Origin of the sequence: Longimicrobium sp. (assembly GCF_035474595.1) — a bacterium.
GTDB lineage: Bacteria > Gemmatimonadota > Gemmatimonadetes > Longimicrobiales > Longimicrobiaceae > Longimicrobium.
In genome coordinates this window covers 77962-89120 of sequence record NZ_DATIND010000005.1, presented here as the reverse complement: position 1 = coordinate 89120, position 11159 = coordinate 77962, and the positions used below count along the sequence as shown (strand labels likewise).

Sequence of the window (11159 nt, the reverse complement as noted above, 5' to 3'; positions counted from 1 at the left end):
GCCGTGCGCGCCGGCTGCAGGAAGCTGCGCGCCAGCCCGCTGGTGAACGCCACCGCGTAGATCGGCCACACCCTGCCGCCGGCCAGGAGCTCCGGCTTCACCGCGAACGCCAGCAGCATCGCGCCGCAGAGCGTCTGCACCACCATCGCGGCGAGCGCCAGTCTCTTGCGGTCGTAGCGGTCCGCCACGTGCCCCGCGTACAGCGCCGCGCCGATGAACGGGATCGCCTCCGCCAGCCCCACGAGCCCCAGCGCCAACGGGTCCTTCGTGATCGCGTACACCTGCCACGACACCACCGTCGCCTGGATCATCGTGGCCAGCGTCATCACCACCAGGCTGGCCACGAACCAGCGGAAGGCGGGGTTGCGCAGGGATACGTACGCGTCGTGCTGCTCGGCCATTCACTCGCTCTGGTGTCCGGGGGAGATCGGGCGCGGATGGTAGCGCCACGCCCTCGCCGCGGCAACCGGGCGAGCAGCCGATCGTGTCCGGCCGATCGTCCAGGCTCCAGGAACCCCGAGGGCAGCCTGCCTGAGGAGCGACCGGTGTGGCGGTTGGCGATGATGCCGGAAAGCAGTCCCGCAGGGACTTTGTGCGGGTGTTGCCCCCGAATTCATTCGGGGAAGGGCAGAGAGGGTGGTGGACCCGCTCGTCCGCCTCGCCGCGTCTGCGGTGCATCCCCCAACGCTCTCAACTGCGTCATCAGGGGGTGTCGGTGCGTCCCGGGCGCCCGCGCGTTGCCTCAACGACGGGAGAAAGAGAGGAGACGAAAAGATGCGCTCGATCGGCCGCCGGCATGCCGGAAATCGCCACCGGCAGACGTGGAGCACGCGGCACCGGGGCAGGATCGATATGTCGGAAATTTCCGACATATCCGGCCGGATCAATAGCGAGCCATCACCATCTGCCGTGCGGAAGGATTTCAGCGGGCAAGCACCAGCGGCCGTCCGTGACGACGACCCTCTGATGACGCAGTTGGCGATCTCGTGCCGCACTCCACGTCCTGGCCTCGCGCTGAATAGATAGGAGCCAACCCTCGCGAGCCGGAGCCTCCCGCCGAGCCGAACAGCCTCGCGCAGTTTGCGAGGCTTCCCGTGGTTGTTGCTGCGGCTTCAGCCGCCGTTGCGGAGCTTGGCCGCGCGACGGTCTTTCCAGAGAGATTCCAACGCCTGATCAGTACCCATCCCCCAGCGCGGCGCGGGCGGCGTGGTAGCCGCACATCCCGTGGACGCCGCCGCCGGGCGGGGTGGAGGCGGAGCAGAGGTACACGCCGGGGATGGGCGTGCGGTACGGGTGCAGCCGGAACGCGGGGCGGAAGAAGAGCTGCGACAGCGTTCCCGCGCCGCCGTTGATGTCGCCGCCGACCAGGTTGGCGTCGCGGCTCTGCAGCGTGGCCGGGCCGGCGGACGAGCGCGCGAGGACGAGATCGCGGAAGCCGGGCGCGAACCGCTCCACCTGCGCCTCGATCCGCTCCGTCATGTCCACATCGCTGCCGTTGGGCACGTGGCAGTATCCCCAGGCCACGTGCTTTCCCGGCGGCGCGCGGGTGGGGTCCAGCGCGCTGGGCTGCGCGAAGAGGACGAGCGGGCGCTCGGTGTGCCAGCCGTGCCACGGCGCCTCTTCCGACGCGTACAACTCCGCGGGCGAGCCGACCAGGTGCACCGTTCCCGCGCGGGCCACCGCGGGCGACTTCCACGGCACGGGGCCGTCCAGCGCCCAGTCGACCTTGAACACGCCCACGCCCAGCCGGAAGCGCTCCAGCTGGCGGCGGTAGCGCCCGTGCACGCGGTCGCCGGCGATGGCCAGGAACTGGCGCGCGGTCACGTCCAGCAGCACGGCGCGCGCGGGCGGCACCTCGCCCAGCGAGCGGACGCGGACGCCGGTGCGGATCTCGCCGCCCAGCGAGCGCAGGTACGAGGCGAGCGCGGCCGTCAGCGAGCCCGCGCCGCCCAGCACCAGCGGCCACCCCACCGCGTGTCCGGCGGCCACCAGCACCATCCCGTACGACGCCGTCGCCGCGTAGTCCAGCGGGAGCCCGACGTGGCCGGAGCACGCGCCCAGCAGCGCGCGGGCGCGGTCGCCGCGGAAGCGCGCCTCGGCCAGTCCCTTCAGCGAGCGCAGCCCCTCCATCCCGAACGCGGCCATCCGGAACGGGTGCCGGGGGATGCCGAACGGCGACAGCATGTCGGGCACCAGCGCGTGCCAGTGTTTCACCAGCGGCCACATCAGCTCGCGCCAGGCGCGGGCGTCCCCGGCGCCCAGCGTCTCCGCCATCGGCCCGAACGAGCGCTCCAGCACGGCCGCGGTGCCGTCCTCGAACGGGTGCGCGAGCGGCGCCTCGGGGTGCACCCACTTGAGCCCGTGCTCGGCCAGCGGAAGCGAGCGGAAGAAGGGCGAGCCGATGCCCAGCGGATAGACGGACGAGAACGCGTCGTTCACGAAGCCGGGGAGCGTCAGCTCCATCGAGCGGCAGGCGCCGCCGATCGTCTCCTCCGCTTCCAGCACGAGGACGGATCGCCCCGCGCGCGCCATTTCCACCGCCGCGGCCAGCCCGTTCGGCCCCGATCCCACCACCACCACGTCGTAGCGCGCCATCCCCGTCATCCCCCCGAGCCGTTTTCTTCATCTCCAGACGCCGCGCCGTGGCCGGTGCACGGGCGGGGCCAGCGCGTGGCGACGGAGATGGCTGGATCTCACGCGGAGCCGCGGAGACGCGGAGACGCGGAGTTGCCCGCCTTGCACCTCCGCGCCTCCGCGTCTCCGCGTGAGATCCTGCGATCCCGGGCTTCGCCGCGGGGCGATGGGGACACGGGCTCGATCGTCTCCGATATCGTGGAGATTCGCGGCCGGGTTCGTGCGGGTCGATGGGATCGCTGTTGCGACGATCAACTTCTCAGCTGGAGATGCCGATGTCCGCGAGAATTGCGCGCCTGGCGATGGTGTGCGCCGCGCTCTGGTCGTGCGCCGCGGCCGCGCAGGGCGACTGGAGCGGCGTGTCGGCGGCGATGGGCCGCCCCGGCACCGAGCAGCCGGGCGGCGTGATGCGCTTCTCCTTCCCGCGCTCCGACCTGCGCGTCACCCTCGACGGCGTGGCGGTCCGCCCCGCGCTGGCGCTGGGCTCGTGGGTCGCGTTCCGCCGCGCATCGGGCGGGGCGATGGCGATGGGGGACCTGGTGCTGGCGGAGAACGAGGTCGCGCCCGTCATCTCCCGGCTGCAGCAGGGCGGGGTGGATGCGAGCGCGGTGCACAACCACCTGCTGCGCGAGCAGCCGCGGGTGATGTACGTGCACCTGGAGGCGCACGGCGATCCCGTCCGCATCGCGCAGACGGTGCACGCCGCGCTGGCACTGACGCGCACGCCGATGGCCGCGCCGCCCGCCGCATCCGCATCCCCCGCCATTGCGCTCGACACCGCTGCCGTCGCCCGCGCGCTGGGGCGTTCGGGGCGCGTGAACGGCGGCGTGCTGCAGGTGAGCGTCCCGCGCGCGGAGGCGGTCGTGATGCACGGCGACACCGTCCCGCCCGCGATGGGTGTGGCCACGGCGATCAACTTCCAGCCTACCGGCGGCGGGCGCGCGGCCGCCACGGGCGACTTCGTGATGACCGCCGGCGAGGTCGCGGGCGTGCTCCGCGCGCTGCGCGACAACGGCATCGAGGTCACCGCGCTGCACTCGCACATGACCGGCGAGGAGCCGCGCCTGTATTTCGCGCACTTCTGGGTGAACGACGATGCGGTGAAGATCGCGCGGGGGCTGAATGCGGCGCTGGCGGGGATGAAGGTAGAAAAAGAAGTCCTGAGTGCTAAGTCCCAAGTGCCAAGTGAACTGCGACTCAGGACTTGGGACTTGGGACTTGGGACTTAGGACTTAGGACTTAGGACTTTTCCTTCATCGGGAGACGGGGATGGCGGGAGGGGAAGATGGACACCGCATCGAGGCGGACGAGATCGAGCGCGCGATGAGGATGCGGGCGCCGCGGCGGCGCGCCGACCATGTCATCGTGGCCTCGATCGATGCGCTGCGGCCGGAGTTCTACTGCGACGAAAGCTGGCCCGCGCCCACGCTGCAGCAGCTTTCCTTCGAGGGCGTGCGCGCGGACGGCGTGCGCAGCGTCTTTCCCGCGCTCACCTATCCCGCGCACACCACGCTCGTCACCGGCGCGCTTCCCGCGCGGCACGGCGTGGTCGCCAACCGCCCCTTCCTGGCCGACCGGCGGACGGAAGCGTGGATCTGGGAATCGTCGCACATCCGCGTGCCCGCGCTGTGGGACGCGGTGCGCGCGGCGGGCGGGACCACGGCGTCGGTCGGCTGGCCGGTGACGGTGGGCGCGGACATCGACTGGAACGTGCCCGACGTGTGGCCCGAGCACTACGTGCAGGCCGATTTCATCGCCCCGGTGCGCGCGGCCACCACGCCGCCGGGATTGTTCGAGGAGCTGGAGCGCGAGGCCACCGGGCGGCTGCGGGGTGAGAACTTCGGGCTGGGCTGGCTCGCCCGCGAGGACCGCGTGGGGAGCATCGCCGCGTACCTGTTCGAGCGCCACCGGCCCACGCTGCTGCTGATGCACCTGATCGGCACCGACCACATGCAGCACGAGCGCGGCCGCAACAACCCCATGACGCGCCGCGCGGTCGGCGCCGCGGACCGCGCCATCGGCCAGGTGGTGGAGACGGTGGAGCGGCTGGAGATGCGGGACCGCGTCGCCTTCGTCATCGTCGGCGACCACGGCTCCATCAACCGCCACACGCAGCTGCGGCCCAACGTCTGGCTGGTAGCGGCGGGGATGATGGAGGACGGCGAGGAGCGGGGCGACTGGCGCGCCGCCTTCCACGCCGACGGCGGCTCCGCCTTCCTGCGCCTCCGCGACGCGGGGGATGGAGATGCCGTCTCCGCCGCGCGCGGCGTGATCGACGCGCAGCCGCACGGAATCCGCAGCCTCTTCCGCATCGTCGAGCGGGCGGAGCTGGACGCGCTCGGCGCCGATCCGGAGGCGGCGTTCGCGCTGGCGGCCATGCCGGGAGTCGAGTTCTCGGATCTTCCCACGCCGCCGGACGTGCGGCCCGTCCACGGCGCCACGCATGGCTACCTCCCCGATCTTCCGGAAATGCTCACCGGCTTCGTGGGCGCCGGCGCGGGCTTCCGCCCCGGCGCGGCCGCCCCGCTCCTCCCCATCGAGTGCGTCGCCCCGACCGTCGCCGCGCTTCTCGGCATCCCCTTCCGCGCGCCCGACGGCATCGTCTTCCCCGGCCTCCTGAGCGACGGCCCGGAGTAGGCGGATCCAGGCCCGCGCGGCGTTGATCTCCACGACAATCGCGGCGGGAACGGGGTATGCGGCGAGATCAGCGGGGCGCCGCGGTCATCCGCGTTCCCTTCACCTGGCACCCACCGGCCCGGGCGAGCGGGCCATCCCGAATGCCGTCCGGCACCGGGGCGGCGCCCCGTCACCCAACCCGGAGGTGCGTCATGCGCAAGCTGAAGCTGAGGCTGGACGAGATCCAGGTGGCCTCGTTCCCGACCGACGCCGCCGCGTTCGCCCAGGGGACCATCCTGGCCAACCAGACCGAGCCGGCCTCGGTGCCCAACCCGTGCACCGGCGGCAGCTGCACCTATCCCGTGCAGCTCTGCCGCACCTGCCGGACCTGCTTCGAGGGCGACGAGCCCGGCGAGAACGGCTGAGGGAGATCAGGGGACAGGGGGACAGGGCGGGAGGGTCGCCGGCTGCGCGTCCTCCCGCCAACGGCGAGGGATGCGAGCGATTGCCCGCATCCCCGTTGTCCTTTGCCGTCCCTGTCCCCTGTCCCTGTAACCTGTCCCCTCTACGCATCCTCCTCCACCGGCGGCAGCACGCCGATCTCGCGGTAGATCGGGCGGATCTCGTGGCGCAGCATGGGCAGGCGCGTGGCGAACCACGCGGCGGCCAGCATGCAGCAGGTGCCGCTCACCAGCACGGTGTGCTCCGCGCCGATGCGGTGCGCCAGCGCGCCGGCCAGCAGCCCGCCGAAGGGCGCCATCCCCATGAACGCCATGCTGTAGAAGCTCATCACCCGCCCCCGCTTGTCGTCGTCCACGATGGTCTGGAGGATGGTGTTGCTGGCGGCCATCTGCACCATCATCCCGAACCCGACCACCACCAGGCACACGACGGCGATCCACGGCACGCGGGTGAACGAGAACGCCGCCAGCCCCGCGCCGAAGATGCCGGCGCTGGCCGGAATCACCCTTCCCAGCCCCAGCACCGTGGTCCGCTGCGCCAGGTACAGCGCGCCGCAGAGGGCCCCGATCCCCGTCGCGGCCATCAGCGCGCCCAGCAGCGCCGGCCCGCCGTGCAGGGTCTTCGACGCGATGACGGGCATCAGCACCGTGTACGGCATCCCCATCAGGCTGACCAGCGCCAGCAGGAGGAGGATGGTGCGGATCGGCGCGAAGCGGGACACGTAGCGCCACCCCTCCTTCAGCTGGTGCAGCCCGCGCTTCGGCTCGCCGGCGGGGCGGGCCTTCCGCACGACGCGCATCATCAGCAGCGAGGCGATCACCGCCAGGTAGCTGGCCCCGTCGATGAAGAAGCACCATCCCTCGCCCACCGCGGCGATCAGGATGCCGCCGATGGACGGCCCCAGCAGCCGCGCCCCGTTCACCAGCGACGAGTTGAGGGCGATGGCGTTGCCCAGGTCCTCGCGCCGGTCCACCATCTCCACCAGGAACGCCTGCCGGCTGGGCATGTCGAAGGCGTTGATGAACCCCTGGAAGAGCGACAGCCCGATCACCTCGGGAACGGTGATGACGTGCAGCAGCGCCAGGATGGCCATCGCGAACGACTGCAGCATGGCCAGCACCTGCGTCCACACCAGCATCCGGTGCTTGTCCACGCGGTCCACCAGCACCCCGGCGAAGGGGGCCAGGACGAAGGTGGGGATCTGCCCCGCGAAGCTCACCACGCCCAGCAGCAGCGCCGAGCCGGTGAGGCGGTACACCAGCCAGCTGGTGGCGATGCGCGTCATCCAGGTGCCGACCAGCGACACGCCCTGCCCGCCGAAGTACAGCCGGTAGTTGCGCGATTTCAGCGCGCGCAGCATCCGGGGCCCGGCGGGCTCGGGCTCGGGCGCGGCGGAGAGGGTGGGGTTCTCGTTGTCGGGCGCGGAAAGCGGAGGGATAGCCATGGCCCCCGCGCCGTTCAATTCCCGTGCGCGCCGCGTTTCTCTTCCCGCCGCGGCTCCGGAGCCTTGCCGCGGGACTGGGAAAAGGGCGCGGCCGGTTGACACAACTCCAAGTCTGGCGATAGTTTTACCCGCTTGTGCGCCCACACGGACGTGAGGGCGCACACTCTCTCTTTATCCCGTAAACCGAGCGCATCCGCGGCGCCCCAGCGCGCCGCGTGCCGCAACCTGTTCCGAGGACTGCATGGCATCGCCTTCCGTCGCCCGCCGGGAAATCCGCAAGGCCGTCGATCCCGACGACGCCGTGATGATGCGCGCCGCCGAGATGGCGGCGTGGGCGCGCAGCAACGCGCGGGTGGTGCTGACCACGGCGGCGGTGGCGGTGGTGCTGGCGTGCAGCTTCCTGTACTACCGCATCTACAAGTCGCAGCGCGCCGAGCGCGCGGCCATGCAGTACCTGCAGGTGCAGGCCACGCTGCCGAACGACACCGTGCAGGCCATCCGCCAGCTGGAGAGCTTCGCCAGCCGGCTGGACGGCACCACCGAGGCCGCCGAGGCCCGCCTCTCCGCCGGCCAGCTCTGGCTGGGCAAGGGGCAGCCGGCCAGGGCCGTCGACGACATCCGCCCGGTGGCCGAGGGCGGCACCCCGGTGGCCGAGCAGGCCATGTCGCTGCTGGGCGCCGCGCTCACGCAGGCCGGCAAGCGCCAGGAGGCCATCGACACCTACCTGAAGCTGGCCGACCGCACCAGGCTGTCGTACGTGAAGGAGGACGCGCTGACGCAGGCCGCCATCCTGCGCGAGCAGGCCAGCGACTGGCGCGGCGCGGCCGAGCTGTACCGCCGCGTGGCCGAGAACATGACCAAGGGCTCGCCCGACCGCGCGCTGGTGGAGATGCACCAGGCCGAGGCCGAGGCGCACGCAGGCGCCGCTCCGGCGGCCGCGAAGTAAGCCCGCCGCACCGACGGCCGGGGAGAGCGCGCGTTGACCGGCATTGCCGCCGCGGCCTCCCTGGCCCTGCTCGAAATTCCCTATCCCCACATCGACCCGGTCGCCATCGACCTTCCCGGACCGCTGGACGTGCGGTGGTACGGGCTGGGCTACATGGTGGGCTTCGGCGCGGCCTACCTTCTCCTGCGCCGCCTGGCGCGGAGCGGGTTCCTGCGGCTCGAGCCCGACGCCATCGGCGACCTGATCTTCGCGCTCGTGCTGGGGGTGATCCTGGGCGGGCGCATCGGCTACATCCTGTTCTACGACTTTCCCCGCTTCGCCGCGCACCCGCTCGACATCTTCAAGATCTGGACGGGCGGGCTGGCCTTTCACGGGGGGATGGTGGGCGCCATCCTGGCCGGCGCCTGGTTCGCGCGGAAGCAGCGCGTTCCCTGGAAGAACGTGGGCGACGGGCTGGCACTGGCCGTCACGCCCGGCATCTTCGCCGTACGCATCGCCAACTTCATCAACGGCGAGCTGTACGGCCGGATCGCCGATGCGTCGGTGCCATGGGCGATGCGCTTTCCCACCGATCCGAAGGCGGCGGAGCTGCTCGGCGCGGGCGGCGGGCTGCGCGAGCGGGAGATCGCCATCGACCGCGCGTACGACTCGGGGATGTGGGACCGGGTGAAGAGCCAGGTACCGCTCCGCCACCCGTCGCAGCTGTACGAGGCGCTGGGCGAGGGCGCGTTCACCGGCATGGTCGTCTGGGGCGTCTTCCTCTGGAACCGCCGGCGCGGCGTGCGCTGGGGCGACGGCGCGTACGGCGGGCTCTTCCTGGTCTGCTACGGCCTGGTCCGCACCTTCCTGGAGCTCTTCCGCCAGCCGGACGCGCAGTTCACGGGGAACGGCGACACGCTGGGCACCGTCCTGGGCCCGCTGACGATGGGCCAGGTGCTGAGCCTGCTGACCGCGCTGGTCGGCCTCTTCTTCCTGATTCGTGGCATCCGCACGCCACCGGAAGAAGTGCCTAGTGCCAAGTCCCCAGTGCCAAGTAAAAGCAACGGTGGCACCAGGCACTAGGCACTTGGCACCAGGCACTCCCGGTCACGAATCCGACGGCATACCCGATAGAATCGATGGGCGCAGGGCACCACCACGGCCACGGGCACCACCATCACCACCACGGGCACTCGCACGCCGAGATCGGGCGCGAGAACTCGCGGCGGCTGGCGTTCACGCTGGTGCTGCAGGTGGCGTATCTGGTGGCCGAGGTGGTGGGGGGATACCTCGCCAACTCGCTGGCCCTGCTGGCCGACGCGGGGCACATGCTGTCGGACGTGGGCGCGCTGGCGCTCTCGCTCTTCGCCATCTGGATCGCCCGGCGCCCGGCCACCGACCGCCGCACCTACGGCTGGTACCGCACCGAGATCCTGGCGGCGCTGGCCAACGCGGCCACCCTCATCTCCATCTCCGTCTACATCTTCTACGAGGCCTGGGTGCGGCTCCGCGCGCCGCAGCCCGTGGAGGGCATGCTGGTGATGTGGATCGCCATCGGCGGGCTGCTGGTGAACGGGATCGGCGCGGCGGCGCTGCACTCCGGGCGCGAGCACTCGCTGAACATCCGCGGCGCCTGGCTGCACCTGCTGACCGACGCGTTCGGCAACGTGGGCGTGATCGCGGGGGGGATCCTGGTCTGGGCGTTCGGCTGGCTCTGGGCCGACCCGGCCGTCTCCATCCTGATCGGCGTGCTGGTGATCTGGAGCAGCTGGGGACTGCTGCGCGACAGCGTGGGCGTGCTGCTGGAGGGAACGCCCGCGCACATCGACGTGGACGCCGTCCGCGGCGCGCTGATGGAGGTGCCGGACGTGGAGGAGGTGCACGACCTGCACGTGTGGACCATCACCAGCGGCCTCGAGGCGCTCTCCTGCCACGTGGTGGTCGGCGGCCGCGACGAGCGCCGCTTTTCCGGCGAGATCCTGGCCGACGTGCACCAGGTCCTGCAGCAGCGATTCGGCCTCCACCACCTGACCGTGCAGATCGAGCCGCGCGGCTTCCAGGAGCCCGACTGCCTCGCTCAAGGCTGTTGAAGTTCGGTAGCGGGGTCGTGAGCCGAACAGCCTCGCGCAGTTTGCGAGGCTTTCCGTAGTTGTTGCTGCGACTTCAGTCGCCGGTGAGGGAGCGCCGAGCCGCTCATCCTCCTCTTCGGCGCGGTGGAGGGAACGGGCGCGCTGCTCGCCATCCTGGCGCTCCGCCGTCGTTCGCGCTGACGCAGGCGACGATTCATCCCCCGTCTCCGCCACTCGCCACGCCGCCCGTTCCTTTCGTCACACCCGCTCGGGCGGCCGGCCGGACCCGCCTGTCCGCGGAGATTCGAGCCCCGATTGCCGTCTACGGAATCCGCGTGTGTCTGCGGAAAAGGACACCGCTTTTCCCTCGCCGTGGACGCGTCTTCGTCGCACCTCCTGCCGGCAAAACACCCAACGAATTGCGCCCCAGTCACTTGCCCGCGCGCGGCATCTGCCGGTCGCGGGGAACGTCTGTTGCCTTCCATATTGCGGCGGGCCGGCCCCTCGGCCCCGGTGAGATTCCCACCTGCCTCATCTCAACACCCGGAGGAAGTGCCAAAATGCGGTTCCATGCCTTCGCGGCGCTCCTGATGCCGCTCGCCGCCGGCGCCTGCGTGCAGGCCACCGCCACCTACATCGCCCCGCGCCAGAACCTGGCCCCCGTGCCCGAGGAGCAGGTGCACGTGTACCTGGCGAACGACACCGTTCCCGCGTCGTGCCAGCGCTACGCCCTGATCAGCACCGAGGGCGACGCGGACATGACCAGCGAGTCGCAGATGATCAACGCCGCCAAGCGCCGCGCGGGCAAGATCGGCGCGAACGCCATCCAGCTGCTGGCCACGCGCGACCCCAGCACCGGCACGCGCATCGCCTCGGTGGTCTTCGGCACCAGCGCCAACCGCAAGGGCCAGCTCCTGGCCTTCCGCTGCACCGAAGAGCAGCAGGCCAGCATCGCCGACCGCGTGCGCGAGTTCCTGGGCCTGGCCGACTGAGCGCGGGCGACGGACCG

10 protein-coding genes are annotated in these 11159 nt (G+C 71.4%); 7 read left to right on the top strand and 3 right to left on the bottom strand.

Going from position 1 to position 11159, the window contains the following annotated elements; genetic code table 11:
• Positions 1–401: MFS transporter (locus VLK66_RS01320; protein ID WP_325307228.1), on the bottom strand; the 401-nt coding region annotated here is incomplete at its 3' end.
• A 772-nt stretch (positions 402–1173) separates the two neighbouring features.
• Positions 1174–2595 carry an NAD(P)/FAD-dependent oxidoreductase gene (locus VLK66_RS01315; protein WP_325307227.1) on the bottom strand — a complete coding sequence of 474 codons (1422 nt, stop codon included), beginning with the start codon at positions 2593–2595 and terminating at the stop codon, positions 1174–1176.
• 314 nt (positions 2596–2909) lie between these two features.
• Here VLK66_RS01315 and VLK66_RS01310 point away from each other — a divergent pair, with 314 nt between their 5' ends.
• The 3 genes from VLK66_RS01310 to VLK66_RS01300 all read left to right on the top strand — a co-directional run bounded on the left by VLK66_RS01310 (position 2910) and on the right by VLK66_RS01300 (position 5675).
• Positions 2910–3863, top strand: a complete 954-nt coding sequence (locus tag VLK66_RS01310; RefSeq protein ID WP_325307225.1) for a DUF1259 domain-containing protein — start codon at positions 2910–2912, stop codon at positions 3861–3863.
• 40 nt (positions 3864–3903) lie between these two features.
• Complete coding sequence (locus VLK66_RS01305) at positions 3904–5271, top strand: ectonucleotide pyrophosphatase/phosphodiesterase (protein ID WP_325307223.1); 1368 nt, start codon at positions 3904–3906, stop codon at positions 5269–5271.
• A gap of 191 nt (positions 5272–5462) precedes the next feature.
• Positions 5463–5675 carry a hypothetical protein gene (locus VLK66_RS01300; protein WP_325307221.1) on the top strand — a complete coding sequence of 71 codons (213 nt, stop codon included), beginning with the start codon at positions 5463–5465 and terminating at the stop codon, positions 5673–5675.
• A 140-nt stretch (positions 5676–5815) separates the two neighbouring features.
• On the opposite strand, the gene VLK66_RS01295 is transcribed toward VLK66_RS01300, so the two are convergent.
• Positions 5816–7156: an MFS transporter gene (locus tag VLK66_RS01295; protein WP_325307220.1), complete on the bottom strand. Its 1341-nt coding sequence runs from the start codon at positions 7154–7156 to the stop codon at positions 5816–5818.
• Positions 7157–7397: 241 nt separating this feature from the next.
• Here VLK66_RS01295 and VLK66_RS01290 point away from each other — a divergent pair, with 241 nt between their 5' ends.
• The 4 genes from VLK66_RS01290 (at position 7398) to VLK66_RS01275 (ending at position 11142) form a co-directional block, all read left to right on the top strand.
• The gene (locus VLK66_RS01290; protein WP_325307219.1) at positions 7398–8102 is read left to right on the top strand and encodes a tetratricopeptide repeat protein; all 705 of its coding nucleotides are present in this window, start codon (positions 7398–7400) and stop codon (positions 8100–8102) included.
• A gap of 33 nt (positions 8103–8135) precedes the next feature.
• Complete coding sequence (lgt, locus tag VLK66_RS01285; RefSeq protein ID WP_325307218.1) at positions 8136–9164, top strand: prolipoprotein diacylglyceryl transferase; 1029 nt, start codon at positions 8136–8138, stop codon at positions 9162–9164.
• Between the two features lie 56 nt (positions 9165–9220).
• Positions 9221–10171: a cation diffusion facilitator family transporter gene (locus tag VLK66_RS01280; protein WP_325307217.1), complete on the top strand. Its 951-nt coding sequence runs from the start codon at positions 9221–9223 to the stop codon at positions 10169–10171.
• 539 nt (positions 10172–10710) lie between these two features.
• The gene (locus VLK66_RS01275; RefSeq protein WP_325307215.1) at positions 10711–11142 is read left to right on the top strand and encodes a hypothetical protein; all 432 of its coding nucleotides are present in this window, start codon (positions 10711–10713) and stop codon (positions 11140–11142) included.
• Positions 11143–11159 lie beyond the last annotated feature (17 nt).

What these genes read in the sequence shown, in the direction of transcription:
- VLK66_RS01315 (WP_325307227.1), bottom strand. Translation starts at nt 2,595, where the DNA reads ATGGCGCGCTACGACGTGGTGGTGGTGGGATCGGGGCCGAACGGGCTG.
- VLK66_RS01310 (WP_325307225.1), top strand. Translation starts at nt 2,910, where the DNA reads ATGTCCGCGAGAATTGCGCGCCTGGCGATGGTGTGCGCCGCGCTCTGG.
- VLK66_RS01305 (WP_325307223.1), top strand. Translation starts at nt 3,904, where the DNA reads ATGGCGGGAGGGGAAGATGGACACCGCATCGAGGCGGACGAGATCGAG.
- VLK66_RS01300 (WP_325307221.1), top strand. Translation starts at nt 5,463, where the DNA reads ATGCGCAAGCTGAAGCTGAGGCTGGACGAGATCCAGGTGGCCTCGTTC.
- VLK66_RS01295 (WP_325307220.1), bottom strand. Translation starts at nt 7,156, where the DNA reads ATGGCTATCCCTCCGCTTTCCGCGCCCGACAACGAGAACCCCACCCTC.
- VLK66_RS01290 (WP_325307219.1), top strand. Translation starts at nt 7,398, where the DNA reads ATGGCATCGCCTTCCGTCGCCCGCCGGGAAATCCGCAAGGCCGTCGAT.
- VLK66_RS01280 (WP_325307217.1), top strand. Translation starts at nt 9,221, where the DNA reads ATGGGCGCAGGGCACCACCACGGCCACGGGCACCACCATCACCACCAC.
- VLK66_RS01275 (WP_325307215.1), top strand. Translation starts at nt 10,711, where the DNA reads ATGCGGTTCCATGCCTTCGCGGCGCTCCTGATGCCGCTCGCCGCCGGC.